Raw genomic sequence first — 25,578 nt, 5'->3', positions numbered from 1 at the left:
TTATTCACCCGCTTTGGGGTCCTGTACTGGTGGATCCTGTTCCGGGGGATTCTGAGGTGGATCTTGGGTTGGCGGATCCTGCACCGGTGGGTCCTGAGGCGGATCTTGGGATGCTGGATCCTGTACCGGTGGATCCTGCTGCTTCGTTAGAGCCTCAAGAGCTTTTTGTTTTCCACGTACTTTTTCTCCATTCGGGAGCTGATAAAATCCGCCACCAAGATGAATCAACCCGCTATCATCCGGTTCGCCAACGACAATGACCCCGATATCAGACAACACCTTTGCCCGATTATCATCGACATCTATAACATCGCCGACCTTTCTACGGACGCCCTCAACAGCATCTTCGAACTCCGAAATCACAACATACTTAGCCATTTCCTAACCTCCTCGATAGAAAGTAGAGGCGGCATTAGCCGCCCCCTGACAAACTTGAAAATCAAGCAGATGGAACGTCGAGAACAACGAACGGAGATACCTTTGTCACGCCATCTTCCAAGGTCAGCGGAGCGGTAACCCATGGCTTTCCGTCTACGTTCCACATGACACGAATCATGGTCTTATCCTGTTGGAAGAGCACATGTGGAGAAGCGTCGATGAACGGACCAGAACCGTCTTTGATGAGGTATTTGCTGAAGTCAGCCAACACCAAGTCACCTTTAGTACCAAGGGCAGGAGTACGGCCACTGAAGATAATGGGAATGCCGTACAACGTATCCGGGATGTGTTGAGTTACATCGCCGCGCAGGAAGATGTAGCGGCCATTGACATCCTGGATGGACACCAACTGCGGAATGATGGATTGGTTGGCAACCCAAACCGCCGTAGAAAGGCTTTCGGAATAGAGTCCAGCACGCAGTTTCGATACATCAGCGAAGGTGATTTGATTTGCAGTCGCACGATTAACGTTCAGTGCTCCTGCCGAACCAAGGATGCCAGATGGTTTGCCGGTCCCATTCCCACTCAAGAATGCGATGTCTTCGGCGGATGCCGTAGCCTGACGCATCAAATTGCTAATGAAGCTGTTCGCTGCTGGCCAGTTACGGATCAACTTATTTGTCAAAACAGTCGTGGCCGATACTTCTTGTGGCGTCAACTGCAGTTCTTGAAGGCTGGCCGATGTATCTGGCTTTGCCGTTCCCTCAGATGTCCACGTAACTGTCACACCGCCATATACGCCATTGGTTCCCTGGTTCAACACAGGCATATTGACGGTCGTGTCAGGGATGTCACCGGCGGGAATTACGAATGCGCGTGGCCGTACAACGCTAGCTTCTGGATCCAGCATTCTGACGTCTGTCTGCCACAACTCCGGTACCGCATACCCACCTTCGGAACCAGTGCCCATAGACCAGTCGTTGCGGAAACTCGGCATAAATTGAGACTTGAACGCAGCGGGAACTTCATAACCGCCAGTTTTGCGGTCTGCGGTGCGATCCATCAAGCGACCTTTCTTGTCTCCGAAGCGAACCGCGTCGATGAACTCACCGAGAGACTTAAATCCACCGTCATCCAACTTTGGTGCTTGTACATGGTCTAAAGCCGGTCGAAATGGCTTGGTCAACGACGCATTCAGCTCCTTCTCACGGGCAGAAACCTTCTCTTCGCGCTCATTTTTAGCACGTTCAGCATCAATTTCCCCGTCCAACGCCTCAATTTCAGCGTCCAAGCGGTCAAATACAGTTACCTCATCAGGAGTGAGATTGCGGTCTTCAGCCTTTGCAGAATCAAGCAATTGGCGCTGATTTTGCACTTTTTCAGCACGTTTTTCGAGCAATTCCTGTAGCTTGTTCACTTAACCAACCTTCTTTCGTTGTTTTTTACTCGTCTTTCAAATAAAGAAAGCGACCCATTAGGTCGCTGACTTCCGAGTCTGTCTTTTGAGCTGTCTTCTTGTTCCCATGGCGGAGTCTCACCAAACTGTTTGTAGTGCTTGCCGAGTTCAGCCTGCACTTTTGGTATGTCCGCTTCTGGAATGTTCGACTGTGGCAGGCGTGCAGCTGCGTTGGCGACGCCCTCCCACACTACCGCGCCGTCAGATGGCCTGTGGTGGGGTAGTTTCAGGTCTGCAAACGTCATAGGAGGCATTTCTCGCGCCCAAGCATAGTGTCCGGCGATGTGGTTCTTCTCGTCATCAGACAAATCGGACCACTGCTTGTCCGTGAAGTCACCAAGCGTAGGTTTTGTCCATGCCGTATCCTTCGGAGCAAGCGTCTCGGATACATCAGGCGGGACCATGCCATCACGGACAATCATTCGTTGGTGATTGCGCCTGGCATTGGATTCAGGTTGCGTCTCAACATACGACGCCAACTCGGATTCGAGATACCAATGATAGATGCCGTCGTTTTCCATGCCGTCGAACAGAATCCCATAGGCATAGGTGAGAACGACTTCGCGTACGTCACCGGTTGATTGCCCTGGAATTCGCGGCGAAATTGTCAACTGAACATCACTTCCGACCGTGAACAGCGGTGCCATGTCATCTGCACCGTCTGGGTCCTCTGCAATTTGCTCGAGTGACGGTACTGATGCCGCCGCAACCTTCCTTGGGACATTCCGATAACGCGATAGGTCCATCTCCTGCCCATTCACCAACAGCCGACCATTCCGGACGGACGCAGATATTTGCTTGCTCTGTTCAATTTCGTCCGCAAACCCCATCTGAACAGCTTCATCTGCTGTAAGCCAAGTCTCCGCGTCGAGAAGGGCAACCAGTTGATCTCGATCCATCCCTGTCTTGTCTTGATATGCCGCAATCAGACTCTCGCGAATTTGATCCAGATCGTCAGCCAGCTTTCGGAAGTCGGCCGCATTGCCGAATGCAAAGCTCCACGGGTTATGAACCATCATCATGGCGTTGCGCGGCATCAACACTTGGTCTCCGGCCATGGCAATCACCGAGGCGATGCTGGCGGCCAATCCGTCAATGTGTACCGTGACATTAGCGGGATGGCGTTTCAGCATGCTTAGAATTGCTTGTCCAGCGAATACGTCCCCGCCATCGCTATTGATGTACACATCAATCTGCGAGACGTTACCAAGCGCGTTTAAGTCTGCTTGGAATTGATTTGGGGTAATCTCATCGCCCCACCAAGTTTCGCTCTCAATGATTCCGTACAAGTACAGTTCGCCTGAACCCGTGGCCGCGTCGTTGCGGAATGACCAAAATTTCTTGTGATGCTTTGTCAAATGATTTCACCCCTTTCTCCGGCTTACGTGGTTTTGCCGGGAACCGGATTTGATGGTGGAGCAATATTCAGTTGATGACTCACTGGCATCATGTTCCCATTCACCAGATATGCCTTACCCGCATCACCACCAATCGGATTGCGACCTTCGACCGATCGCCATTCATCAGCGTTAATGACGCCATTTTGACGTTGAATCGCCATACCATTTTGACGGCTCACATAGTCCGCACGAAGCAACTCATTGAGGTCAAATTTCACGAAGTATCCCTGTTGTCGATCTCTCTTCGAGAATAGCTTCCAGTTGATTGCGTTCTCCCACTTTGAGATATACGGCATCAAGGAATACATCACGAATTCAAGGCTCATCTGCTCGATGTTCGAGAATGTAGCCTTGTCAAGGTTGGCAATCATGTGGGGCGGCACGCGAAATAGACCGCATATCTCATCCCGTGCCAACTTTCGAGTCTCAACAAACTGCGCATCAGCCATCGGCATCGAAATACGGTTGTACTTCATGCCGTCTTCCAAAATAATCGGCTTCCAGGCGTTGCGAATACCGCTCCAACTCTCTGCAATATCCTCTTTCAATCGGTCATATGCCTTGTCGCTAAGTTCGTTTGGGTGTTCGAGGATACCCCCGGCATTCATACCCTGGCCGTAGAATCTAGCAGCAAATTCTGCAGCCGCCATACCGACACCAATCGATTCAGCCGCCATACGGATCGGACTGTATCCGAGAATGCCGTCCCAACCAAGCCCAGGAATATGAAATACTTGTTCAGCAGGAAACACTTCGCTTTTGCCACGGTCATTTACACGGTATTTAATCTTCCAGTCATCAGGATCCCTGTAAGGCCAGCACCGCTCCCATGGCACTGGATATACGTCAACGGCTTGCCCACGGCCATTCATAGTGATAATCGAATAACTATTACCTGAAATGACTAGACTGCTCATCTGTTGCTCGCGCCAAGTGACCGTGTTCATCTCATCGTTCGGCTCAGCATAGAGCAAGTCGTACACCGGATGATCCGGGGCCTTGTCAGCACCACCGTCAGACCGTGACTTGTACACGTATAGCGGAAGTGAAGCAAGTGCTTCAGACAGGACTCTCACGCACGAATACACCGTGATGAAGCGAAGTGCAGATTCTTCATTCACTGGTACCCCTGAGTGGTTATTGAATCCCCCAATGCGTGCCCAATATCGCTCAAAAAAACCATCCGGAGAATAGCCTCCTGTCACTTGGTTCTTGGCGACCAGTCGAGTTAGAAGGCCCATCATTCACGCCTCCTTTCACGAGGTGGCAGGCCAACCCAGAGGAGCATCCCACCGCAAGTGATGAGTGCAGCCGGGGGATACACTCGCCACAATCCGTATCCGACCATAAAAAAACCCGCCAATAGGCAGGCATCCTGGATAAAGTCCAACTTCATTCTGGGTTTCTTCTGTTCTTGGTCCATCAGATAGACATCCCCCCCCTCAAAGTCTCCGCATACCGCGTTTTTCGTACACAGATTCCTTGGATTCGTGCCCCATCGCACGAGAAAACGCGTTAATCACCGCTGCAATCGGGTCGATCCGATTTGTCGACCGAGCTTTATCAAGCATGATGTTCTCCTGTGCATCAACCCGGGTGATTGCATTGCCAATTGCCCACGTTAACAGCGGATCGTTCTCATGCAATACGTTCCCTTTGTAGACCTCTGCACGAAATGCTTTGGTAGGCTCCGACAAATGGCGAATCGACTGCGGGATTTCGACTACCGTGAACCCCTCGTTCTCCATGTTTTGAGCAAAATGGCTCGCGTTCCACTTATCGAAATCAATTTCCCGTATGGTATGGTCGTCATCACGAGCCTTCATGATGTATGACTCAATAAACGAATAATCAACGATGGAACCAGGCGTTACAAAAAGCCAACCTTGTCGCACCCACAAATCATAAGGGACTTTGTCCGTTTGCCTGCGTTCAGCCAGCTTATCCTCCGGCATAAACGACCGTTGTCGAACAAAATACATGCCATCGTCAAGCTGATAGACAAACCCGACGGAGGTAAGGTCCGTGGTGGCCGATAAGTCTACGCCCGCATAGCACGGATATTGTGTCAGATCTGGAATTGAGTCCACTGCGCATGACCGCCATTTGTCCAGATGCATAAAACCATCCGGCTTTTGGTCGATCCACTTGTTCATGTTCTTTGTGAGGAACGACCGCATCTTTTCTGGTACATCCTTTGCGGCCTTGAGCTCACTTCGCAGAAAACTAATGCCCTCGTCATAAGTGGCAACAATCGGGTTTGCCTTAATCCAGACGGACTCATCATTGATGTCGTCCTCCTCGTCAAGCTCACAGATCATGACAAAATACTCGTCATTCTCAATTGGCGAGTTCTCATCCACAATGCTCGAGACGTATTGGTATTCCGTAAAACACGGGCGAGACATATCGAAGCCAGCTGTTGTAATGATCACGATAAGCGGATTCTTTCGGGCAACCATGCCAGAAATCAGCACGTCGTAAATCTCACTTGTTTCATGAACATGGAACTCATCAATGACAGCAATACTCGGGTTTTTACCGTCGCCTGTCTTCCGTGCTTCTTTGGACAACGGTTGAATGACAGACCCACTTTTCAGGTGGGTGATCTTTCCATAGCTGTCGGTATATTTACCCTTCAGTAGGTCGCAGGCCGCTATTTGCGTTGCTATCTCACTGTAAACGATGCTTGATTGCTCGCGGCCCCAACCGGCGATATAACACTCCTCTTGTTCGTCGCTGAGAAATCCACAATAAGAAGTGATGAGGGCCAGAAACTGAGACTTTGCATTCTTTCGTGCCACTTGAATGTACGCTTTACGAAAACGACGATACCCAGTGACTTTATTCTTCCAGCATAGAATGTTCGCCGCATTGAACAACTGAAAGTCAGTCAGTTGGATGTATTGACCGGCAAGAATGCCCTTGGTGTGCCGGAACATAGACGCCCATTTGTAAAATGAGTACAGCTCGTCCGCGTCAAACTCATACAAGAATGACTCGTCTGGAATTCTTTCCACATCGCGCAGGAATCGACGGCATGCAGACTTATGTTTTTTGCACGCTCGAATCGCCCCATCGATCACGCCATTGGAATATTCAACTATGCGTTCAACCAGGTTCATAACCTATCGCCAAAGAGTTCTTCCTCTTCGGTTTTACTCTTTCCATCCTGCTTGGGCATCGCCAGTTTCGCCCTGGAGCTAGGAGTCAACCCAAACTCCAACGCCAGTGACCGCATCTGCTCATGCAATTGTTTTTTCTTTGTCAACAGAGGATGTGGCACCTTGTTTGTCTCGGCTGCCTTATTGGTGTACTCCACCAGCAAACCCTCGCTGCGGATGATACGCGTACATTCAACGTAGTCGGCATAGGCATCGCAATAAGCCGCTAGTGCGTTCACATCGATGTTTGTAATGAGGTCCAAATCGTGGAGTTCCTTGGCGATGCGTTTGAATTCCTTCTTGGCTAGGCTGTTCAACCATGGAGGAGGCTTTATGTTGTCATCGCGTGGACGAAGTGACCGCTCCGCTTCCACGCGTTTTTCAATCTCAGATTTAGTCAACCGATTTTTATTACCATTTAACAATTGGAGATGTACCGGAATTGCTTTTCGCCCCATCTTAACCACCTCCAACCCTTTACCCCTTTTATGATTTAAAACGAATTTTGTGCGCCCCGTAGGCCCACGCGGTCTACAGGGAAAAATGCTATAGAGATTTGTATCCCCCTACCCAGCGATCCCAAGGCGGCATTTGAGCGGTGTTTCATACCATAGACGCCTAGCTCTCGACGTTGACCTGCAGTGCCTCGGTAACTACTGCCAACAGAGCGGCGCGGATACTCTCATAGACAATGTCGGGTCGAACGCCAGCTTCTAGAGCCCGTTGCCCTGCATCGGTAAATTCTTTACAAAGTAGTGCGAACCACGGCGCCGTGTTTACTTTCAAACTTAGGTCTTTATCACCCATTACCGAATCCTCCATCCTCTTTCGCAGTCTTTGCGTCATGATGTGGCTTACACATCGGCTGCCAGTTGTTCTTGTCCCAAAATAGCTTCTTATCGCCCTTGTGCGGTACGATATGGTCAACGACAGTGGCCGGGGTCAAACTTCCTTCACGTTCACATTCGGCACATAGCGGATGTTTCTTGAGATATGCCAGCCTTGCTTTGCGCCATCGTGAGTCATACCCGCGTTGTGCTGATGTCCCCCGGTAGCAGTCGTGCTCTCGGGTATATTGCTTGTGGTTTTCACAATACTGTTCACGGGTGAGTGCCGAGCACCCAGGCTGCGAGCATGGCTTCATTGGTTTGCTGGGCATCGTATCACCTCATTAGGGCAAAAGAAAAACCCGCCGAAGCGGGTCATTTCCAATCTAATTCTTGGTAAAGCAAAATTCTAAGTGCCTCTTCCAGGTCACGTTCTCCTATAACTTTGACATTTCCTCGGCCATCTACCTCGGTAATTTTACGTGCCTCATTGATTTTCCGCTGTGTAATTGTACGCTTCCACGGACCAACCTGAATTTCATATTCCAACGGTTCTACAGAAGCCTCAGACAAGTCAGCTCCAAGCTCGTTTGTCTTAATCTCATTTAATAATTTTTTCAAAATACCTCTTACTTCCGATCTATATCGGTTATAGCCTAGAACTCGTTGCCTTATGTCTTCTGCCCATTCTGACATTACCCATCACCCTCCTACTAACAGTTTCTGCAAGTATCAGAAGGTTCCTGCAACTAGTCGACCACGTTTACTTGTATAGCATATCGGTCTTTTGGTAACTCTTCAGAGTGAAATAAACCAAACCTACTTGGGAGTGTATGACTTGGACATCCAACGTGCTAAGGAAATTATGGAATCGTCCAAAATTATCAATGTAGAGTACCGCGGCGTTCCTGTTCATATTGATCAAGTGTTCGAGTCCAATGCATACGCCGAAATCCATTACGAGGATGGCGCTGTAGCAAATGCCCCTCTTAATGATTTACGCGAAAACTGACGCGATCCACGAACTCCTTCGTGTTATCGCATATTTGGACAAAAGAAAAACCCGCCGAAGCGGGTCAGTTAAATCAATACATTAATCTGTGAATTAATTCCGTCACATTTAAAAGTTATCCTACATAGACCAAGGAACATATATTTATGAGCATGACAGGGAAAGCCCCCTCCTCCATCACCTACGGATGTGAGTAAGGTGTATTACTCGTTTCCGTAAGGTACGTAATGTACCATGCAACATATTCGAAATACCTCGTTTGTGAATGAGGCGCTTGAAAAGATCAACAATTTGCAGGCTTAGCAGACAAATTTGCAGCATCACCAATAGGTGCTCCATCACCACAAAGTGTTCCATGTCCACGTCCTCCCTGCCCAATAGGCCGAAGGGGGATTTCCTGCCATCTCGTTTGAAAACTATTCCGCAATAACCTCAGTTATTCCCAATAAAGTTTTTTAACTCCAAGATTTTCGTCTCTCTTATAATATGAATGAGCAAACTAACTCGTTGTTCATTTGGATGATGCAACCGACAGGTTGCCGCCATGTCCGAAGTGCAGCAAAACTAACTATGTTCGTGTTTAACAGACAGAAACTCTTGAATGGCTGCTTCTTCGTATCCGAATAACTTACCGAGTAGCCAGTGGTCAAACGTTGTTACTGGTTCCTGCGGCGTCATTTTTATCACATTGAGGATATGACTGTATTTGTATACCCAGAACGTGACCCAACCGTCACTAAGTTCCTCGGTGTATATATGCAACTGATACTCCTCGGTTGCGATTGTGGTAGCTTCTTCTACATATCTGGTTTGGAGCGCCATGGATGCCGCAGGCTTACCTCTTTGCACCATATAACAGTAATTCCTCAATTCTGGTCCAATAGCATCCACTTCGTCACCTCCAGACATTTCAGTTTATGTTTTACCAGGTTGTCTAAACGCACTCTAGGACGGGCGAGCGCCCATGGGTTAAACATTCGCGAAAGGGTGACCGTCCTAGGCTACGCTCAGAAAATAAAAAATCCCGCCATTGCGGGACGTAATCTAAACATGAAGGATTGCATTAATGTGACTCAAGAAGTACCAAAGCCCTCCTAGAAAACACACAAGGCTTATAAATTTCTGAACGCCTTTTCGAATACTTTTAGGCAACGCCCTACTCAAAATAAATCCAACTAGTAAGGCCGCTACAAACATGCCAATTAAATAGGCAAGTGCCAAGTATATCTCATGCCTCATTGGCTCAAACACTTTCGAATAGTCAAATGTCACCATTCACCCTCCCGCTAACAAATTCTGCGGTTTCGGGGTTATTTCCTCCTATTCGATGGCTCGTCTTAACTGCTTTGTTTTCCCGTTCCGTCGCTCATCAACGTTTGTTCACCCCCCGCTTATTCGTTCCATGCTAATCTGAGCCTTCTAGCCACTTTAGGAGGCCGTTAGCCTCGCCAGACGTTTCGCCTCTGCAATGCACCAGAGCCGTGTCTCGCGACTCTTATGGGCACTGTCATCGTCCCATAAATGACAGCGATCGCAGAGTCCGAGACAGTTGCTGAGGTCGTTCGTACAGATGGCTCCTTCGCTCCGAAAGTGACAGTGGTGGAAATGCATTAATCGGCGGCATTTGCAGCGCTCGCACAATCCATTGGACCGCTCCCGCACAACGTGCTTTACCTTTGGCGGAAACTCCTTCGACTTTGCTCGCTCACTGCGACACTTCTTATATGGCCGTTTTTGCTTGGAGGCTTTGCTCGGCTTCGGGACAGGATGAAACTCGGCGGACAGATCCAAGTGTCATCCCCCGCTATCCTCGACCTCGACGTCTCTGCTTGACCTTGCCCCCGCGTTTCTCGAACGTGTCTCGGGAGCTCATCATCGTTTCCCAGTTCTTGCGATCCCGCTCACGCTGTTCCAACCTCTTCACCTGTTCGTCGGATGGTGTTACTACTCTCCCATGACACAAAGTGCAATTGATTGGTCGTGTATTGGGCTTTACGTTGTAATTGCATACCCAGCATGGTTTCATGACACCACCACCCTAAAACAGTTTTATATGGTTTGCTCGCGAGTCCACTTTGAGCTCAATGTTTCTGCTACGTGCTCGCGGGATTTACATTTGGGCTTGTACACCAAAATGGCCACACCGAAGTGTGACCTAGGAACAGCATGATTTTTGAAACTCAGCACGCACCGTGAGCTCCTGCTCCGCCACCATAACCAGTTGCAGGAACGATTAAAATGAACAGTACGAAGATGATTAGAAACACGACCGCCCACTGTGTGTATCCACCGAACATTCAAGCACCTCCTCGCGAGAAGATGCTGTATATTACTCACCCTAAAACCAAAGTAAGTAAGTCATTCATCATACGTGTTTACTTTGACGAGAAGAATAGGCTGTTATACCTACCGGCATTTGCCCTGAAGTACATATGTTTAGGCGTATAGAAACCACTATCTAGGAGGAGAACAAAAGAATGCTTGATCATCATCGGCAGGCGGCTACACCATACGGTCAACAGCCATATGTTTACCCGCAGCAACAAGCATATCAATACTATCCATCGTACTCACAGCAATATCCCGGGTATGCCGCACAGCAGGCAGCGTATCAGACGCCATACGACGAGCGCTTAGAGCAACACGAGCGTAGGCTGGAAAGCCTTGAACGCAGACTGTTACGCCTAGAGAGTATGCAACAGATGCCAACACGTTCAACAAATGAAGAGTCTTCACCGACAGACTCGTACCAAGCGCTTTAGGGTGACCTTTAGACCACGACTCGCTCCCAGCGTCGGTTTCTCGACATTCCTTGTGGCGACCTTGAACATCCACTGTCGCGAAATCAACGCCGGGAACGGGACCCAGCGTGTTCTTCCGTTCGAGCACCAAGGCATCACCTCCTTGGCGACTGGAACAACGAAAAAGACGCCTGCGGGTTAGCAAGCGTCTTCCGTTAGAGTTCCCAAGTACCATATTACACGGGTTTTTTACCCATATACTGTTGATCTGCTGTTGTTTAACTGTTGTTATTGAGAAACCCCACCTCAATCCGGTACTGGAATAAGAATATCTCCTATGGGAATCACACCATGTTTCTCCGTACGATCAGAGTGACTCGGTGTCACTAAACTGGGTTGACCAGTTACAGCGATTCCAATTACTTTTCCACTTTCGTTAAGAACTGGGCCACCGCTGTTTCCGTATATAATAGATGCGCTGATCATAAACCTCTTCTGCTCAATACCAGAAGACCTCACCTTTCGCTCCATCGTTATTGCACCGTTCTGTATGTACGGGGTATCACCAACCTGATAATTCGGATAACCAACAAGGATAATATTTTTACCTATTTCGATTCCTTCATCAAAACTCGGTTCCAATCCAATGCAGTCGTCATAGTCAATGGACAATATTGCAAAGTCTCGGAGTGGGTGGATCCTAGAAGTCTTGACACTATACTTCTTTGATGTATCACAAGTGCGGTATGCTACCGTATCCTTTTTAACAACATGTGCACACGTGACAAGACCAACCCCGTTTAACATGAAGCCCGTACCCTGTTCAAGTTCCTCATCAGACTCTAATACCCAAAGTGATGGAGAAACTGCTTCGAGTATCGAACGATTGTAAACAGGGAAGCCACTCCCAACCAATTTGTTGTATCTATCCGCTAGCTTTTGATATATGGAATTAGACTCGCCCCTTACCATTCTAATGTAATTTATTTTTCCTTTCATTGTGTTTTCTAAGTTCCAGAAATCGTTTACAGGATTACGATTTTCAATTCCATACTTTGTTCGATAAAATTGTTGAGCTTCCTCCGGTCCATACTTCTCCCAAACATTAAGAACAGCTCGCACTTCTTTTATGAACTGACGTCTTACATTCGGAAACTTATTCACCGTAAGCCCCGTAACCTCTTGGCGTTGAAAGTACTGACTCAGTCGGACCTTTTTCGGGTTTATTGAGAATCCGTTCTGTTCAACAATTCGCTGAATTTCACTCGTTATATGATGGGGAAAGTTTTTCTTCGTGGTTGAGAATACAATGTCATCCGCGTAACGAGTATAACTACACGACGATGACTTGGCCAAATACATTAAATCACGATCAAGAACCGCACAAATCATGTTTGAGATAATAGGGGATGTGGGGGCGCCCTGCGGAAGCTCGTTGTTATAACAACATATTTGCGCTAAGACAGTTGCGCATGCATCGGGTAAATCAAAATACTTCATAAACATGCCACGAACACGACCAAAATTGATTGACGGAAAGAAATTCAACAGGTCTACATTATAAACCCACCGCTTATTCGCATGTATACGTGCATTCGACCGAATATCTCGCCCGTTAACATATCCATGAACACAAGCTTTAGGCCTGTATATTAGCCTCAATACATAGTTCAATTTTTGCTGTAAAATTTTTATCGAGGACCTGGGAGCGGTAATTACCCTTTCTCCCCCAAGGCGTTTCTTAATTTCAAAACGTTTATATTGCAAGTGTAATGGCTTACGATAAACAATATACATTAGCACTTTATAAGGGACTTCAAGCATGTCGGCCACATCAGATGGCTCTTGTAGAGAGAAAAACTTATTTTTTAGCTGATCCGCAGGCGTAGTAAGCTCGGTGTTCATATGTACCTCCAGTGCACGCAAAAAACGCGAGGTACATAGGGGATTTTAATTCTACCTTGCATGGCCGAGACCACATACGACGATATAAGGACACGTCGAACAAGGAAATATAGGTAACCTTGAAGAACATCACCGCATAAACACAGTGAAAATCAATTTCATCCCCTATGCACCTACGCCTGATAATGAAAATTCGACTTTATATCTACAATATCCTTCCTATTTCAGCACTCCAGATTGATCTATGCCCTTATGCTTTCTATTACCTTAGTCCGACAGCCCACTTATCAAACTGATGTAACGCCTTTTTTCGACTTAATCGGTATTCCTCGTCCGTAAGAGGTACACCATCTCTTGCAGCCACCTTACAAACCGTCTTCCAGTGTTTTCTCAGCACGTACTTGTAGTGTAGAATGGTCCACCACTCTGGGTAGTACATCTCCAAGTCATCCATGGCCTGTTTGATGATTCGTTTCCGCTCACGAAGGATAGGCAACCGTTCCCGCGCATCCATGATGTAAGCCTCGCGCTTAATTGCAAGCCGCTCCGTCTCTGTTAGCTCTAGGTACTCTTCTGGTTCACCGTATCGTTCTTTCAACAGTTTCAGCACCATCTCAATATGTTCCTCATGCTCCCACGTCACTGGCTCAATCCGTTCTAATCGTCGTGTCACTCTGTATGTAGCGGCGTAGTGGAATTCATCTGGTGACACATACGTTTGAACGCTATTGACGACTTTTTGGGCCTCCGGAGGCAGTACATCGTGTTGTAGAATACGTCTCACTATTGGATCGTCATCTCTCGGCGCCGAAGCTGTGATAGATGGTTCAAACGGAAGGTTATCGCCTCTTGCCCACTCTTCCGCTTCTCGGATATCCCGGTCGATGGTGTAGAACTCCCGTAATCGACGGATGATTAGCTTCTCGCGGTCACTAAAACTTTCTACTTCTAGGTCAAACGTTTCTTGCTTCGGTTTTGCCTCCTGTTGTTGCATTAAATCACCCCGCTTATACGCAGAAGGTTGTGAATAACCTGTGGTCTACTCATGTGTTCACACTTCTTGCCATTGTGATTTGTATGGGTACGTGTCCATTCCAAGACGATGTCCTTTTGCGTTTCATGCATAACAACCATTCATGAAGGAGGAAATTCTGTATGGCTCGAAAAAAGGACCCGGTAAATCGCGTCCGGCACATTATGTCCGGCGTAACTTCGACAAACAAGAACCATGCACATCTGTTCGAAAACGTCTCAGACGTGGTCATTTTCAAACCAGGTACCCATATGCATACCTTTCATGGTATTACTACCACCCAGAATGGACACAGACACACTTACTCAGGAACAACAGGTCCTGCAATTAACGGAACAGGTCCACATGGTGGCGGTCCAAGACACTTTCACAGGTTTACAATTATGTTCAATTCCGCTAATGGTCACACTCACCGCGTAACAGGTACAACAACTGTTAATAGGTTCATTGGCAATAGTAGACCTTAGGGTTTTCTAAAGTGTTGCCGCCCGGCTTATGCTGCGGCGGTATTTTTCATCCCACTCGTCCACAGCTTGTCCACCACGGTCAGGTAATCCAAGACCACCCCGCGTCCAGTTCTCACTCTCATCCCAAATTCCCGGATAGCTTCGATAGGGATTGATTTGCGCTCCCCTGCCTGCGCGTTATGCCAGCACTTTACGGCATACTGTCCGGGTACCAAGTACACCTCATCTAACTTTGCGAAGTCGATGTTAGAAAAGTAATGGCTCCCTGTTGTTCAGCTTGCTTAAGGTACGCTATCTGATGGTCATGGATGTTTGCCAGCGGAAACCGTTTCTCTTCCCGGCACATCTTAGCCTCGAACACGATTGCGCGACCGTTGTAGACGCCCTGGTAATCAACGCTCGATTTGCTTTCCCACACGGCGATAAACGTCCCACGATTGTAGTCGCGCAACTTCTTTATAGGCGTCGGTATCTTATCCACCAGGGCCCAGTTGTTTCGGCGGTACTGAGCGTTTGTCATGTTGATCATCGTTTCAAGACTTCGCCCACGATTCGCGTGAGACTGAATGGTTATGGATAGAGCTGCGTCTTCAGCTTTGCGTCGTTGGCGCAGTGACTTCATGTCTCATCCTCCTGTCGTGGTGCGTGCTTAGCTAACATCCCACGCGCGATACCTTTTATTTCCCCGACGTATACAAGCGCTTCCCCGTTTGGGTAGTTATCTATTTGTTCCAACGCTGCTTTGTAATCGTCCCGTTCCTCAGTTAACTCCGACACCTGGCGTTGCAAGTCACGGATCGTGGCTATAAATCTTGAAATTGAAGTAAAAAACGAACCTTGTTCAGCCCGGCTGACCTCTCCCTCACTCAACACGCGCCCATCTGTCATGCGAGATCATTCCTTTCGATGTAGTGCCGCCATATCTCTCCTGTTACCGCTTCAACCTCGACTCGCACACCATATCCGTAAGCGATATTCCACATTTCTTTGAGTTGTTCTATCTCCGCACTCTTCTCTGTTAATATCTGGTTTAGTCTATAAATCTGTCCGCTCATATCAGTGACTGTTTTATCTTTCTCCGCTATCGTCTGATCAGCCGCTTCCCACTCCCGAATCACATTTCCAATCACAATATCTGCGTCTTCTGGCAATGGGGGTACGTGCAGCGAGTGTTCCCCGTTAATCAACTGTTGAAGTGCTGCATATGCTTGTTCCTCGGTCGGTGTAAATTGAAGTCGCTTTTCTGCATCCGTCACTCTGACCGCTTCCCTTCTAGAATTCGCGTGTTTTAGAACATCTCTGACACTTCTCGATTTCACAAATCCACCAGTCTTATCCAGACACTCGTTTCCACAGATGGCCTTTGAACAAACAGACAATCCAAGGTATCATTCCGTCCCACCATCCTCTGCGTCTGCTCCGCTATTTGCGTCTATGTCTGCGAGAAATTCACGAATGTTATCGACTTCAAACTCCAATAACTCAACCGTGTCGGACACCATCAGTTCACTACTCGGATACTTTTCTGACCACTTCTCTAGCATATTTGCGACTCGTACAAGTTCATCACGCATCCGTTGTATCTGTGCATTCTTGCGTTGTATTTCCGCGTCCTTTTGCAGATAGCCACGCGCCAATTCCGGCATGAGGTTACCGGACTGTGCGATGAATTCGGCGTTGTGATAAGTGGTCGGTTCGAATCTAGCCACTTTGACTTCGCATATGTCACCTTGGTTCTCTACGCCAACGATAGTATCTTTCCGTACTACCCACTTTCCTCTGTGCGTTGTCGCCCGTTCCGACGCCGCTATCAATTGTTCCACCTGTTCTCTTGTGAGTGCCATCACACATCAACTCCTTTTGCACGTAGAGCAGCATGTCTAGCCTTGTCCGCTATCATCATCGCGAAATTCGCTACGTCCGTTGCCTCTTGAATCACGCGATCTTTATTCGCCATATCCCACGGCGTTAATAGCACATGCGGGCAGTCCGCTTCTCTACAACCACAACGACCACTCATTGATTCAGCAAGTTCGTCTAGCTCCTCATGTAACCTGCTGAGTAGCCATCGTGTGCTGCAATCATCCCAACCGCCTTTATGGTCGTTTCTCCGCAACGTTTCTTCCATATGTTCAGCAAACCAAGCTACAGGTTCCCTTGGCGCCATCTTCGCCCAATCGTACTGTGGCATTAGGATTCACCTCTTAATATTGGTTGAATAGCGGAGCGCAAAGATGGCTGAAATGTCGTTACACGCTTAACTATCTCTGGAATCGAATTAACAATCGCATTCAGCCGCTTAATCTCCTCATTCGCATCCTGTAAATCAGCAACGATGTCACGCGATTCCTTTTTCGTCGGATAGGCACCCATCGTCATTCTCTTCGCAATAAAATCCAACCGTTCATCGGATACACGCTGATTCATTCGGATTCGCCTTCTTGCCACATGACCTTCACGATAAAACTCTTTCGCAAAGTGGGACGATCATTTTCGGCGCGTCTAGGGAATACGCGTAATGCAGACGATGATTCCGTGAAAGCGTCCCATCGGTGATCGACACGATAGCCTTCCTCATTCAGACATCCCTCTAACAAATCCATCGTAAACTTGCGTTCAATTTCATCCATCCTCATTCCCCATCCCTTCGCTTGATACAGTCGTCACACAATGACTTGCTCATGTTCGGGTGGAACTTCTCGCTGCACTTCCTGCACGTCCAGAGCTTGTGACTCTGACGCCGTGGCATCCGTGCAATCGATGGAGCAGGCATCATGTCCTGTCCTAATGCACCAAGTACCACCGCCGCAGCAGCTATTCCCGTCAACCTTCTCTGCATGCTTTGATGTCATCACCTCACCTTATAAACTCCGTATAGTGCCGCTATCTCGATCATCACCCACATTGCAGGTGTGAATGGGTATGTTCCCTTTAGCCAGTCCTCGATTCCAGTGAGAGTTGCCATGCTGATGTTTAGCCATATCAACGGTATCGTGTACGGTTGGCGTGCCCACATGGAGAATAGCCATTTCATGCGCTCACCCTCGAAACTTGACCTGGCCTGTCTTTGCTTGCTCCCTATATTCGGCGGCTCGTTTATCCGTACAACTGGGACAAAGCCATGCCCATGACGGCAACGATAAGTAAAGACCAGGCGTTAGAGATATGTGCTTAACCTTGTTTGCATGCTGGCTCCCGCAGTCTTGGCAGAGTCTTAATCTCTTACGCTTGCATCGGGCATGAACCATGATGTCTCCTGCCAAATCCCATTCATCTTCGTATATCCATTCATTACATACGGGACACTCACCAACGATTGCCCCCGAGGCCACCCATATCACCCTCGCTCCCCAAACCACTTCACCGCTTGTTCTGCTGCCTTCTGGAGATTTTGAAAGTCTTCCGCATTACCGCCGGCATCAGGATGCAGTTGCTTAGCCAAGGTCCGGTACCGCTCTCTGACGTCATCCGTGCTGGCTGGCAGGTCCGTGAAGCCCATCTGACGAAAGAAGGTAGGTACTTCGACCACTGGAGGAAGGAACTTAAGGCCTGCTATCCAGGTGGTCAATTCGTATATCCCGCGTTCCTGCATTCTCGCCAAATCCTCGAGTGTCAGGACGATCTGCGCAAAGGCGTCAGAACCATATGTCAGTTTGTTCCCTTTGGCTTTCGCCTTTTCAACAGAGTGTTCGAATCGGTATAGCTCGCCCTTCAAACGGAACTGTACCCACCCGCCAAACCTGTCCCAATTCCACTCACAATCGTCTTTCTTTACCCCGAACCGTTCCATGACGAGTTCCAGTTTACGTTCATAAAACTCAGGGCCCGCATATTGCTTGCGTCGGCCGTCTGACATCCAATTCACCTTCTCTCATAGCGTGTTAAGCAAAGGAGCATCGGAGATGATCCGCCTTTCCGACATCGCTACATAGGCCGAATTCAACTCAATCCCGATGTATCGACGCCCTAGCCTGGTTGCCACAAGTCCGGTAGTTCCAGCTCCGTTGAATTGGTCAAGTACAATACCGTTTTCCGGGGCACCGGCCAGAATGCAGGGTTCAATCAGCGCTGGAGGAAACGTTGCAAAATGTGCCTCTTCATATGCGCTTGTGGGCACCGTCCAAACATCCCGTTTGTTTCTCTTCGCTACTGGTTGATACCGAGCGTTGAATCCGTCGTACGTTCGTTTGCCAACCCCATCTTGTTTGCGGCGGCTGCCATTTAGCGGGTTATCGATGACTCCAATTGAGCCGCGTGGTTGATTTGGGTCTCCGTTCACGGCTGGCTCTTTAATCGCTTCATGGTCGTAGTAGTATCGTTTCGACTTTGATAGAAGGAACAGGTATTCATGACTTCTAGTTGGTCGATCCGTTACGCTCTCGGGCATGCAGTTGGTTTTTGCCCAAATAATGTCGCTCCGCAGATACCATCCGTCTGCTTGGAGGGCAAAAGCTACGCGCCAAGGGATGCCAACAAGGTCTTTGTTCTTCAAACCCGCTAGAGCACTACGCCACCCTCTAACCTCTGACTGGGCATGCCACGCTTTTCGTTCATCGGTATACGAGCCGCCGCCACCTCTTCCGCCTGATGCGTAACTATCACCAAGGTTGAGCCATAACGTTCCGTCGTCACGTAGAACGCGCCACACTTCACGGAAGACCTCGACTATATGCTCGACATACTCTTCCGGAGTGGTTTCAAGTCCGAGTTGACCAGCGACGCCATAGTCTCGAAGCCCCCAATATGGCGGAGACGTGATGCAGCATTGCACGGACCGGTCTGGCATGGAGCGTAATATTTGGAGGCAATCACCCGTTGCAATAGCCTATGAGTGTTGCCCACTCAACACTGCATCGATGCTCACCCATACTCACCCTTTCTCAACGTATCGAAACCTCGAATTCGGTTACCATAGTCAGGCATCGGCGAGGCTGAGCAAACACTCCTTGTTCATCTCCCGTAGTGACGCCACTCGCCGATGCTTGGTCTTATACACTCAACGTCTGCTGTGATAACTCCTCAACCTTCCGATCAATGAACTTCTGCACTATAGGAACCGCGTCAACCTCACCCATAATGTCGAGGATGTCTTTAGTTGCCCATGCGGCCGCATTCTGTAAGAAGATGATCCCGTTACGGATAAGACCATCTCTGTCCGACGAATTGAGGATGTCGGTCGAATCTGGGAACCTGGTGTATTCAAGGGGAATACGTACAGTGATGTATGGTACCGCGCCTTCTGGCTCGACAGCTTGAGCGCTAGTCCGTTGCGTTGCCGACACGTGAATCTTGGCTATGACTTTTTCAGCCGTCGGTTCTGGTACGCCCTTCTTCGGATTTCCCACCGTTGCATAGTCGCCCTCGGCCATGATGGGCGGTACTTTATACCCACGTGAATCGAGCCATTTTCCTAATTCCGACGCCTGATTCGATTCAAATCCGAGAAGTTCTACTGCAACTCGCAAACTCGGCCTATCTGTTAGCCACTGAACAGCTTCAAACATCCGTTTTCCGTGGCCCTTCGCGTAAGCTCTGAGAACCTTTTCCCAGTCGATTGAACCACTTGTGAGTCTCGGAACGTCTTTCTGAACAGCAGTCATGTCTGCACCTCATTTCCCCAGGAGTCCCATCCCGGTATTCGAGTTCTGGCGAACAATTCGATCCGTGGCACGTCACCCATTAACCGCTCAATCCGTGCTCTGACTTCATCTGGCTTACGTGAATGTTCACAGATTGGAGCGAGGACAACAGAATGTACACCTGCGTCGACTCTTTTCGGCTTGCCTTTGATGCCGATGAGACAAACCTCACTATTCGACCGCGTCCAGTTTCCCATCCCCCAAAAAACCATCGTTTCGAGCATCGCCTTGAGGACTCGAGCCGCGAGCGTTCCCTCCGTGATTTTTTGGAGCGTCTTGAGCGTTGTCGCGAACAGCTTGTCCATCCGTTTTAAGAGCTTGATCCACACGAACCCGACCGTCTTGTATTTGAACCCCCACGCTCTCATCGTCTCGAGCCCTTCCTCGAGGAGCGGCCACGTCACCCATAGGAACAAGACACAGTCTTCGTCAACTATCTCGTGCACGGGCAACGCTTGGATCTCATCAATGGTCATCAGCTCGTATTTAAAGGCCACGCCACGCTTGCCCGATTCGGCTTTATCCTTGTAGGTCCACGGGGGGTCCGCGTACAGCACCGAATACTTTTTATCCGGAAATGGAATCACTCGAACCATCCCCCGCTCCCCCGCCGGCGTAACCACCTACCGACAACGATTGAGAGCGTTCCCTGTTCCCCCGCTCTGTGTCGGCGGTACCCAGCAGTTGTTCAAGCAGCCTGATGCTGACCGGGCGGCTCTCCGCCAAGACCCGGTGCCCTTCTTCGCTGAATGCAAGCCATTCAACTAGCGACCGCCTGGGCATCCCTACATCGCGAGCTAGGCGATTTTCTACGTTCGCCCCCGCTGACTTTTGCCACCCGGGGAGCAACAGAACTCGGTCGCAGTCCATCATTCCTTTGATATCCTCCCGCATATACTGTTCCCACGTGCCGTTGTCGAGCTGGACCTCCGCTGGGTTGAATACCTCGTACCCTACTGACCGGAGTACGGTCGCTACTTCGTTGAACGTGTCTCTGTTGAAGTTAGGGAGTCCTGTCATTGGTCCTGATAGGTAGATTTTCATGTGTAGCCTCCTCTCAAGAACAAAGTGATAAAAAGCAAAGGCCAATAATCTTCTATGGGTTGCTCGCTTGCCACATCTGTACCGCTTGTTACTGCTCGTTGCTCGCGGGCGAAACTTGGCCTACGGACGGCGACATGCACTGCTGATACGCGTCGAGAAATTGTTCCCGGTTGGTGATCGGGCGAAACCGCTGGTGAGAAGTCATCTGCAACAGCAGTAAAATGTCGATTGGCTTGCGGTTGTTCAGTGATGATGGAATGCCCAACTGTGCCTCGAGGTTCCTAATGCGGTTCTCTAATCGTGAAATCTCACCCATCACGGAAGTTGCAATGGTCCTATGGAGATGACTTACGTTCTGTTCCAACTCATATAATCTCTGCTCGACGGTCAACGTGTCACGAAACGTCATTGCCAACACTCCTTGCGAGATTTACGAACTTCTGGTTTTGCTTGAGAAACACCAACTCGGCCGTTCCTGTTGGACCGTTTCGATTCTTTGCAACGATAAATTCCATGATGTTTTGTTTCTCTGTTTCGGGGTTGTAGTACTCATCCCGGTAGAGAAACGCGACGATATCAGCGTCTTGCTCAATGCTCCCCGAATCCCTAAGGTCGGAAAGCATCGGGCGTTTATTTCCCCTCTCTTCGCACTTACGAGAGAGTTGGGATAATGCGACAAACGTACAATTTAAGTCCTTTGCGGTTGCCTTGCACATTTGGCTTATCTCGCTGACTTCTTCGTTGCGACTGCGGCCGTTCTGCCGCACCAACTGCAGATAGTCCAGGTAGACAACCATCTTCGTCTCTTCCGGCACTTTCCGTCTCAGCTTTCGCAATGTTGACCGGATGTGCGACATGGTAACTAGCGAAGTGTCGTCGATGTACAACATGCGGTCACTGAGAGAGCTTGCAGCCAGGGATAACTCGGGAAACTTATCGTCATCGATTAGGCCGTTTCTTAGGGAAAAGAGCGATATTGTTGATTCAGAAGCCAGTAGTCTGTCGTATAACTGCTCCTCGCCCATTTCCGCTGAGAAAATAACTCCTGCCCCCTGTAAAGACGTTGCTTTCGCTGATTCCAGCATGAATGCCGTCTTGCCCATACTTGGACGTGCTGCAATGATGACAAAGTCCTTTTCCTGCCATCCCCCGATAAGCCTGTCGATATCATCCAGACCCGTCGTCACACCCATGACTTTTCCACGGTTCTGATACCGTCGCTCGATCGTATCCCAGTGCTCCATAAGACCATCGCCAATGTGGGTTGGACCTTTGTCCCCCTCGAACTTGTTCATGACTTCCGATAGAGCCTTCTCTGCGGCATCAAGAGCCGTCGCTGGATCCGTACTGTCATGGGCGAGTTGCACAAGTTGTTTCCCAACCGATTCCACTCCGCGCAATAACGCTGCCTGTCTCACAATCAGTGAAATTTGACCGATGCTCTTAGGCATTGCTCGCGCAATGTCTAAAATCTCTGCTAGGACACCCGAATGAACCCGTTTTTTCAACTTCTGCATAAGGGCAAAGATGCTGACATCTTCCCCACGATCCCGTAAGTACACCGCCGTGCGGAACAACAAACTGCACTCTTGATCTAGAAAATCCGTATATGTGACATCAACCTCATCAAGCGTTTCAGGGTAGTTAACCACCGTTGAAACAAGCGACGCCTCTGTCTCACGAAGTCCCTCGTTTAGCAAACTTGTCCCACTCCTGTGCTTCTGGTGGCAATCCTTGAGGCACGTAACGTGATTCGCCTGGCGATGCACGGCTTGCCGCTAGACGCATTTGAAAATCAATTGGTTCCGCACTGGTCTGAAAGGCCAATTCCTTTGCCCACCACTCTTCAATGCGCATCGCGCAGTAGGTGAACGTGTGTATTTCGGGATTGTCGTCATAGCACTTCTGAATTCCCGTTTTCACGAAGTCGATTGGCACTTTCGAAGCATGGAATTTCTTAACCCAATCCAGCGCCTCTTTCTTGACGACATAGTTTGGATTGGCACCACATGCGACCATGGCGAACTCGATCTCTTGACAATAATCCGGCAGAGATAGTTGTTCTAGCTGTTGTGGTGGCAGCATATGCTTGTCCTCAGAAGGGGCGTTGATACTTCCAGAGGCACTTAGATCACCTAGAGTATCTTGATCACCACTACTACTCTTCTCTTGTATACTCTTCTCTACTATTGCCCCTGCACGTGCATCGAACGTTTGTTGCACGTTGTTTGTTTGTGTGTTATTTCGCTTACGTGCACGTGCTTCACGCATGCGCTCGGCGTTCTTATTACGTTGTTCGATCAGCCGTCCCGTGTAGTCATCCCAGTCGTGAATATGTAGCTGCTGATCGTCTCCAACCTCGAGCAGACCTACAGAAACAAGAGCGTCAACCAATACACCACTCTCACCTTCCCAACCAGCAGCTCTCTCGATAATTCGATTTGAGGCGGGGAGAATGCCATCCGGTGCATTATCAATGGCCCACAACCAAAGGAAGATACAGTGACCCGATACGTGCGCCTCAGACATGTCCAACCTGGCTGCCAATTCAAGTATTTTTCTATGGTCACGCAGTGATTGGTGCGTCTGTATGAAAGCCACTGAATGCATCCCCCTCTCTTGGCCCGTCATGGCCCCATTGAGTCGTCCTTTGCTTCCGTGTAAAATGGGGCCAATACAGATTTTTGTCCGATATTGCCCTGCACGTTGAGCAGAACATGCAGGGCATCGTTTGTCCTTAAGCGATCAACACGATGCTTCCAGCAGCAATCTTCTCGCTGAGCTCTTTCGCTAGGTAATCTTTCACTGTGTCCATCGCTTCAATCTTCCACGCACCGCCATCCGCTTCGAACAGCGCGCAATAAGGACCCGATTTCATGCGGAACACAAAATTGCTTTCCGGTTGTTTGACCTCAACGAACGTCCGATACGGAGCCAACAAAACTGGATTTGGAACTGGCACAGCGGCAACCGTGGCGACCCCGGTTTTCGCAGTGACTTGCTGTGATACACCATCGTCACCGAATGTACTGACTGACTCATCCTTGATGTTGCCAACGACTTGGAGCATGTTCTGACGATCCTCGTTGGTAACGAACACAGACTGAAGTTTGATGTTAAACTCCTCAGCGTCGTACCACTTGTCGCACCGGAATTCGGGCAGAAGTGCTTTTGCTTCGATAAGCGTGTTACGTACTCCGTCGCGGTTGAAGCCAGTGTACGCGGAAACTGATGTCGGACTCTCTACGTGAACCATTAGTGGTTGGTTACCGTCGAAGTTCGACTTTAGATACTCGACTAGTCCAGAAAGGCTATGGACTGTAGTGGTCGCAAATGTCGGCTCTTTGATGACACTCATTGGTTGAGTGGAAAGGATTTGAGTTCCGACCGTTTTGGTCTCCACGTTTCCGAGAGAAATGAGATATTGCAGTGCTTCTTTAATCATTACTTAAGGCCCCCTGACTGCTTTTGCTCGAGGTACGAAACTTTCCCTGTTCCTGGTTCGCTCGGCGCCACTTCGGCTTCCTCAAACAACCTAGCCTGCGTGAACTCCGCGCCGACGGCTCGTCCTTTCAAATCACGGTCCATAAGGAACTTCGTGGCGATTCCAACTGCGGGAGCGATGGTAGATTTCGCATCAACCGTTACCAGCGCAATTTCGCGATTTTCGTCCGTGGCAAAGGTTAACGTTAATTGCAATTTCCGCTTTGCTTTTGTGCTCGTATTGGGATCCATGATATTGTCGAGCACCCGTTGAAACTCCGTATCAAACCGCTCTTGAACTGCACCGCCTGCCATTTTTGCTAAGTCCATGATTTCATCCCCTTCAACCGTTGTATGACCCGAAGCACTAACTGTCGGCAACCACCTCCCTCAGTGAATACCGGCATATCGCCTGTATTTGAGGCATACATTCCTAACGTGGGATGCGCGCGCAAGACTCACGCAAAGTCGAATACCTCAACTTCTTCACCCTCCGGGGTGATTACGATCCGTCCGGTTCCCATCGTTCCAAAGAGTCCATACGCGGCCCAGTCACATCCAATGTCCTTGAAACTGCGACCAATACAGCCTTGGTATGCCTGGTTCGCTGCTTCTTCGGCTGACATACCACGATCCATGAAATCCTGACCGCACTGGACATTCCCGCATCTCGGACATTTGAACTTCCAGTCTCGACCCTTTTCTCCGTACCGTTCAGTCGCTTCTTTGCGCCATTCTTCTAACGTTTGTTTCTCCATTTGGCTACCTCCCCACAGGTATCGTTAGGACTTGTCCAGGCTGAATATCTCCGTGAATGTTGTTATGGCTGTATACCCAGTCCCGAGCCATGTTCATGTTGTCCCGGGTGTCATATCGTTGGAGAATGCCCCAGACCGTATCCCCCGCTTGAACTGTGTATGTCTCCGTATGCACATCGGATGGTACATCTCCCTTTGTGCAACCAATGAAAATTCCACCTAGAGTCACTAGGCCGACAGCAGCGAGCGACGCATAACCTCCGAGGATCAA

At 49.1% G+C, this 25,578-nt stretch carries 35 protein-coding genes and 1 pseudogene; 2 read left to right on the top strand and 34 right to left on the bottom strand.

Features of this window, described 5'->3' with window-relative positions; all coding sequences use genetic code 11:
* From NZD86_RS09080 to NZD86_RS09040, 9 genes are all read right to left on the bottom strand, one after another.
* Positions 1 to 378, bottom strand: a complete 378-nt coding sequence (locus NZD86_RS09080) for a hypothetical protein (RefSeq protein ID WP_268046201.1) — start codon at positions 376 to 378, stop codon at positions 1 to 3.
* Positions 379 to 439: 61 nt separating this feature from the next.
* Positions 440 to 1,795: a phage major capsid protein gene (locus NZD86_RS09075; protein ID WP_268046200.1), complete on the bottom strand. Its 1,356-nt coding sequence runs from the start codon at positions 1,793 to 1,795 to the stop codon at positions 440 to 442.
* The gene (locus NZD86_RS09070; protein ID WP_268046199.1) at positions 1,792 to 3,192 is read right to left on the bottom strand and encodes a head maturation protease, ClpP-related; all 1,401 of its coding nucleotides are present in this window, start codon (positions 3,190 to 3,192) and stop codon (positions 1,792 to 1,794) included. The genes NZD86_RS09075 and NZD86_RS09070 overlap by 4 nt, the downstream gene beginning before the upstream one ends.
* A 23-nt stretch (positions 3,193 to 3,215) precedes the next feature.
* Positions 3,216 to 4,475, bottom strand: coding sequence for a phage portal protein (locus tag NZD86_RS09065; RefSeq protein WP_268046198.1), 1,260 nt, complete (start codon positions 4,473 to 4,475; stop codon positions 3,216 to 3,218).
* 201 nt (positions 4,476 to 4,676) lie between these two features.
* Complete coding sequence (locus tag NZD86_RS09060) at positions 4,677 to 6,359, bottom strand: terminase large subunit (protein ID WP_268046197.1); 1,683 nt, start codon at positions 6,357 to 6,359, stop codon at positions 4,677 to 4,679.
* Positions 6,356 to 6,865 (bottom strand): phage terminase small subunit P27 family, encoded by a 510-nt coding sequence (locus NZD86_RS09055; protein ID WP_268046830.1) that lies wholly within the window; start codon positions 6,863 to 6,865, stop codon positions 6,356 to 6,358. Before NZD86_RS09055 ends, NZD86_RS09060 begins: the two co-directional genes overlap by 4 nt.
* A gap of 151 nt (positions 6,866 to 7,016) precedes the next feature.
* A complete protein-coding gene (locus tag NZD86_RS09050) occupies positions 7,017 to 7,205 on the bottom strand; it encodes a hypothetical protein (RefSeq protein WP_268046195.1) in 189 nt (62 codons plus the stop codon).
* Positions 7,198 to 7,557: an HNH endonuclease gene (locus NZD86_RS09045; protein ID WP_268046194.1), complete on the bottom strand. Its 360-nt coding sequence runs from the start codon at positions 7,555 to 7,557 to the stop codon at positions 7,198 to 7,200. Before NZD86_RS09045 ends, NZD86_RS09050 begins: the two co-directional genes overlap by 8 nt.
* 43 nt (positions 7,558 to 7,600) lie before the next feature.
* Positions 7,601 to 7,921: a hypothetical protein gene (locus NZD86_RS09040; RefSeq protein WP_268046193.1), complete on the bottom strand. Its 321-nt coding sequence runs from the start codon at positions 7,919 to 7,921 to the stop codon at positions 7,601 to 7,603.
* Between the two features lie 142 nt (positions 7,922 to 8,063).
* Here NZD86_RS09040 and NZD86_RS09035 point away from each other — a divergent pair, with 142 nt between their 5' ends.
* Positions 8,064 to 8,237 carry an H-type small acid-soluble spore protein gene (locus NZD86_RS09035; protein ID WP_268046192.1) on the top strand — a complete coding sequence of 58 codons (174 nt, stop codon included), beginning with the start codon at positions 8,064 to 8,066 and terminating at the stop codon, positions 8,235 to 8,237.
* A gap of 564 nt (positions 8,238 to 8,801) precedes the next feature.
* Here the strand turns inward: NZD86_RS09035 and NZD86_RS09030 are convergent.
* The 4 genes from NZD86_RS09030 to NZD86_RS09015 all read right to left on the bottom strand — a co-directional run bounded on the left by NZD86_RS09030 (position 8,802) and on the right by NZD86_RS09015 (position 13,877).
* On the bottom strand, positions 8,802 to 9,128 hold the full coding sequence (locus tag NZD86_RS09030) for a hypothetical protein (RefSeq protein WP_268046191.1): 327 nt from the start codon (positions 9,126 to 9,128) through the stop codon (positions 8,802 to 8,804).
* Between the two features lie 1,611 nt (positions 9,129 to 10,739).
* A complete protein-coding gene (locus NZD86_RS09025; protein ID WP_268046190.1) occupies positions 10,740 to 11,126 on the bottom strand; it encodes a hypothetical protein in 387 nt (128 codons plus the stop codon).
* A gap of 158 nt (positions 11,127 to 11,284) precedes the next feature.
* Positions 11,285 to 12,883 carry a trypsin-like peptidase domain-containing protein gene (locus NZD86_RS09020; protein ID WP_268046189.1) on the bottom strand — a complete coding sequence of 533 codons (1,599 nt, stop codon included), beginning with the start codon at positions 12,881 to 12,883 and terminating at the stop codon, positions 11,285 to 11,287.
* A gap of 262 nt (positions 12,884 to 13,145) precedes the next feature.
* Positions 13,146 to 13,877 carry a hypothetical protein gene (locus NZD86_RS09015; RefSeq protein WP_268046188.1) on the bottom strand — a complete coding sequence of 244 codons (732 nt, stop codon included), beginning with the start codon at positions 13,875 to 13,877 and terminating at the stop codon, positions 13,146 to 13,148.
* Between the two features lie 161 nt (positions 13,878 to 14,038).
* Here NZD86_RS09015 and NZD86_RS24715 point away from each other — a divergent pair, with 161 nt between their 5' ends.
* Complete coding sequence (locus tag NZD86_RS24715) at positions 14,039 to 14,383, top strand: YmaF family protein (RefSeq protein ID WP_407655223.1); 345 nt, start codon at positions 14,039 to 14,041, stop codon at positions 14,381 to 14,383.
* Between the two features lie 26 nt (positions 14,384 to 14,409).
* Here NZD86_RS24715 and NZD86_RS09010 read toward each other — a convergent pair.
* The 21 genes and pseudogenes from NZD86_RS09010 to NZD86_RS08910 form a co-directional block, all read right to left on the bottom strand.
* Positions 14,410 to 14,903 (bottom strand): annotated as a pseudogene (locus NZD86_RS09010) (Holliday junction resolvase RecU).
* 98 nt (positions 14,904 to 15,001) lie between these two features.
* A complete protein-coding gene (locus NZD86_RS09005) occupies positions 15,002 to 15,271 on the bottom strand; it encodes a hypothetical protein (protein WP_268046186.1) in 270 nt (89 codons plus the stop codon).
* The gene (locus NZD86_RS09000; protein ID WP_268046185.1) at positions 15,268 to 15,639 is read right to left on the bottom strand and encodes a hypothetical protein; all 372 of its coding nucleotides are present in this window, start codon (positions 15,637 to 15,639) and stop codon (positions 15,268 to 15,270) included. Before NZD86_RS09000 ends, NZD86_RS09005 begins: the two co-directional genes overlap by 4 nt.
* Before the next feature lie 132 nt (positions 15,640 to 15,771).
* Positions 15,772 to 16,227: a hypothetical protein gene (locus NZD86_RS08995; RefSeq protein WP_268046184.1), complete on the bottom strand. Its 456-nt coding sequence runs from the start codon at positions 16,225 to 16,227 to the stop codon at positions 15,772 to 15,774.
* A complete protein-coding gene (locus NZD86_RS08990; RefSeq protein ID WP_268046183.1) occupies positions 16,227 to 16,574 on the bottom strand; it encodes a hypothetical protein in 348 nt (115 codons plus the stop codon). Before NZD86_RS08990 ends, NZD86_RS08995 begins: the two co-directional genes overlap by 1 nt.
* On the bottom strand, positions 16,574 to 16,810 hold the full coding sequence (locus NZD86_RS08985) for a hypothetical protein (protein ID WP_268046182.1): 237 nt from the start codon (positions 16,808 to 16,810) through the stop codon (positions 16,574 to 16,576). The genes NZD86_RS08990 and NZD86_RS08985 overlap by 1 nt, the downstream gene beginning before the upstream one ends.
* Positions 16,807 to 17,013: a hypothetical protein gene (locus tag NZD86_RS08980; RefSeq protein ID WP_268046180.1), complete on the bottom strand. Its 207-nt coding sequence runs from the start codon at positions 17,011 to 17,013 to the stop codon at positions 16,807 to 16,809. The genes NZD86_RS08985 and NZD86_RS08980 overlap by 4 nt, the downstream gene beginning before the upstream one ends.
* A gap of 33 nt (positions 17,014 to 17,046) precedes the next feature.
* Complete coding sequence (locus tag NZD86_RS08975) at positions 17,047 to 17,235, bottom strand: hypothetical protein (RefSeq protein WP_268046179.1); 189 nt, start codon at positions 17,233 to 17,235, stop codon at positions 17,047 to 17,049.
* Entirely contained in the window at positions 17,235 to 17,417 is a 183-nt protein-coding gene (locus NZD86_RS08970; protein WP_268046177.1) for a hypothetical protein, read from the bottom strand. The genes NZD86_RS08975 and NZD86_RS08970 overlap by 1 nt, the downstream gene beginning before the upstream one ends.
* Positions 17,418 to 17,720: 303 nt before the next feature.
* Entirely contained in the window at positions 17,721 to 18,239 is a 519-nt protein-coding gene (locus NZD86_RS08965; protein ID WP_268046176.1) for a J domain-containing protein, read from the bottom strand.
* A 15-nt stretch (positions 18,240 to 18,254) separates the two neighbouring features.
* Positions 18,255 to 19,169, bottom strand: a complete 915-nt coding sequence (locus NZD86_RS08960) for a DNA-methyltransferase (protein ID WP_268046175.1) — start codon at positions 19,167 to 19,169, stop codon at positions 18,255 to 18,257.
* Positions 19,170 to 19,371: 202 nt separating this feature from the next.
* Positions 19,372 to 19,983, bottom strand: a complete 612-nt coding sequence (locus tag NZD86_RS08955; protein ID WP_268046174.1) for a hypothetical protein — start codon at positions 19,981 to 19,983, stop codon at positions 19,372 to 19,374.
* A complete protein-coding gene (locus tag NZD86_RS08950; protein WP_268046173.1) occupies positions 19,980 to 20,618 on the bottom strand; it encodes an MT-A70 family methyltransferase in 639 nt (212 codons plus the stop codon). Before NZD86_RS08950 ends, NZD86_RS08955 begins: the two co-directional genes overlap by 4 nt.
* Positions 20,590 to 21,066, bottom strand: coding sequence for a DUF4406 domain-containing protein (locus NZD86_RS08945; RefSeq protein WP_268046172.1), 477 nt, complete (start codon positions 21,064 to 21,066; stop codon positions 20,590 to 20,592). Before NZD86_RS08945 ends, NZD86_RS08950 begins: the two co-directional genes overlap by 29 nt.
* A gap of 88 nt (positions 21,067 to 21,154) precedes the next feature.
* Positions 21,155 to 21,475 carry a hypothetical protein gene (locus NZD86_RS08940; RefSeq protein WP_268046171.1) on the bottom strand — a complete coding sequence of 107 codons (321 nt, stop codon included), beginning with the start codon at positions 21,473 to 21,475 and terminating at the stop codon, positions 21,155 to 21,157.
* Entirely contained in the window at positions 21,462 to 22,766 is a 1,305-nt protein-coding gene (dnaB, locus tag NZD86_RS08935) for a replicative DNA helicase (RefSeq protein WP_268046170.1), read from the bottom strand. Before dnaB ends, NZD86_RS08940 begins: the two co-directional genes overlap by 14 nt.
* Positions 22,744 to 23,667, bottom strand: a complete 924-nt coding sequence (locus NZD86_RS08930) for a hypothetical protein (protein WP_268046168.1) — start codon at positions 23,665 to 23,667, stop codon at positions 22,744 to 22,746. The genes dnaB and NZD86_RS08930 overlap by 23 nt, the downstream gene beginning before the upstream one ends.
* A 136-nt stretch (positions 23,668 to 23,803) precedes the next feature.
* Positions 23,804 to 24,511 carry a hypothetical protein gene (locus tag NZD86_RS08925; RefSeq protein ID WP_268046166.1) on the bottom strand — a complete coding sequence of 236 codons (708 nt, stop codon included), beginning with the start codon at positions 24,509 to 24,511 and terminating at the stop codon, positions 23,804 to 23,806.
* Positions 24,511 to 24,879, bottom strand: a complete 369-nt coding sequence (locus NZD86_RS08920; protein WP_268046165.1) for a replication terminator protein — start codon at positions 24,877 to 24,879, stop codon at positions 24,511 to 24,513. The genes NZD86_RS08925 and NZD86_RS08920 overlap by 1 nt, the downstream gene beginning before the upstream one ends.
* Before the next feature lie 128 nt (positions 24,880 to 25,007).
* Positions 25,008 to 25,307 (bottom strand): VVA0879 family protein, encoded by a 300-nt coding sequence (locus NZD86_RS08915; protein WP_268046164.1) that lies wholly within the window; start codon positions 25,305 to 25,307, stop codon positions 25,008 to 25,010.
* A 4-nt stretch (positions 25,308 to 25,311) separates the two neighbouring features.
* Positions 25,312 to 25,578, bottom strand: coding sequence for a LysM peptidoglycan-binding domain-containing protein (locus NZD86_RS08910; protein ID WP_268046163.1), 267 nt, complete (start codon positions 25,576 to 25,578; stop codon positions 25,312 to 25,314).

The organism is Alicyclobacillus dauci, assembly GCF_026651605.1.
GTDB classification, from domain to species: domain Bacteria; phylum Bacillota; class Bacilli; order Alicyclobacillales; family Alicyclobacillaceae; genus Alicyclobacillus; species Alicyclobacillus dauci.
This window is presented reverse-complemented; position numbering and strand designations above follow the sequence as displayed.

Coding starts and splice junctions, on each gene's coding strand:
- NZD86_RS09080 (WP_268046201.1), bottom strand. CDS start 378: ATGGCTAAGTATGTTGTGATTTCGGAGTTCGAAGATGCTGTTGAGGGC.
- NZD86_RS09065 (WP_268046198.1), bottom strand. CDS start 4,475: ATGGGCCTTCTAACTCGACTGGTCGCCAAGAACCAAGTGACAGGAGGC.
- NZD86_RS09060 (WP_268046197.1), bottom strand. CDS start 6,359: ATGAACCTGGTTGAACGCATAGTTGAATATTCCAATGGCGTGATCGAT.
- NZD86_RS09050 (WP_268046195.1), bottom strand. CDS start 7,205: ATGGGTGATAAAGACCTAAGTTTGAAAGTAAACACGGCGCCGTGGTTC.
- NZD86_RS09045 (WP_268046194.1), bottom strand. CDS start 7,557: ATGCCCAGCAAACCAATGAAGCCATGCTCGCAGCCTGGGTGCTCGGCA.
- NZD86_RS09040 (WP_268046193.1), bottom strand. CDS start 7,921: ATGTCAGAATGGGCAGAAGACATAAGGCAACGAGTTCTAGGCTATAAC.
- NZD86_RS09020 (WP_268046189.1), bottom strand. CDS start 12,883: ATGAACACCGAGCTTACTACGCCTGCGGATCAGCTAAAAAATAAGTTT.
- NZD86_RS09015 (WP_268046188.1), bottom strand. CDS start 13,877: ATGCAACAACAGGAGGCAAAACCGAAGCAAGAAACGTTTGACCTAGAA.
- NZD86_RS24715 (WP_407655223.1), top strand. CDS start 14,039: ATGGCTCGAAAAAAGGACCCGGTAAATCGCGTCCGGCACATTATGTCC.
- NZD86_RS09005 (WP_268046186.1), bottom strand. CDS start 15,271: ATGACAGATGGGCGCGTGTTGAGTGAGGGAGAGGTCAGCCGGGCTGAA.
- NZD86_RS08995 (WP_268046184.1), bottom strand. CDS start 16,227: ATGGCACTCACAAGAGAACAGGTGGAACAATTGATAGCGGCGTCGGAA.
- NZD86_RS08990 (WP_268046183.1), bottom strand. CDS start 16,574: ATGCCACAGTACGATTGGGCGAAGATGGCGCCAAGGGAACCTGTAGCT.
- NZD86_RS08985 (WP_268046182.1), bottom strand. CDS start 16,810: ATGAATCAGCGTGTATCCGATGAACGGTTGGATTTTATTGCGAAGAGA.
- NZD86_RS08980 (WP_268046180.1), bottom strand. CDS start 17,013: ATGGATGAAATTGAACGCAAGTTTACGATGGATTTGTTAGAGGGATGT.
- NZD86_RS08975 (WP_268046179.1), bottom strand. CDS start 17,235: ATGACATCAAAGCATGCAGAGAAGGTTGACGGGAATAGCTGCTGCGGC.
- NZD86_RS08970 (WP_268046177.1), bottom strand. CDS start 17,417: ATGAAATGGCTATTCTCCATGTGGGCACGCCAACCGTACACGATACCG.
- NZD86_RS08965 (WP_268046176.1), bottom strand. CDS start 18,239: ATGTCAGACGGCCGACGCAAGCAATATGCGGGCCCTGAGTTTTATGAA.
- NZD86_RS08960 (WP_268046175.1), bottom strand. CDS start 19,169: ATGCCAGACCGGTCCGTGCAATGCTGCATCACGTCTCCGCCATATTGG.
- NZD86_RS08955 (WP_268046174.1), bottom strand. CDS start 19,983: ATGACTGCTGTTCAGAAAGACGTTCCGAGACTCACAAGTGGTTCAATC.
- NZD86_RS08950 (WP_268046173.1), bottom strand. CDS start 20,618: ATGGTTCGAGTGATTCCATTTCCGGATAAAAAGTATTCGGTGCTGTAC.
- NZD86_RS08945 (WP_268046172.1), bottom strand. CDS start 21,066: ATGAAAATCTACCTATCAGGACCAATGACAGGACTCCCTAACTTCAAC.
- NZD86_RS08940 (WP_268046171.1), bottom strand. CDS start 21,475: ATGACGTTTCGTGACACGTTGACCGTCGAGCAGAGATTATATGAGTTG.
- NZD86_RS08925 (WP_268046166.1), bottom strand. CDS start 24,511: ATGATTAAAGAAGCACTGCAATATCTCATTTCTCTCGGAAACGTGGAG.
- NZD86_RS08920 (WP_268046165.1), bottom strand. CDS start 24,879: ATGGACTTAGCAAAAATGGCAGGCGGTGCAGTTCAAGAGCGGTTTGAT.
- NZD86_RS08915 (WP_268046164.1), bottom strand. CDS start 25,307: ATGGAGAAACAAACGTTAGAAGAATGGCGCAAAGAAGCGACTGAACGG.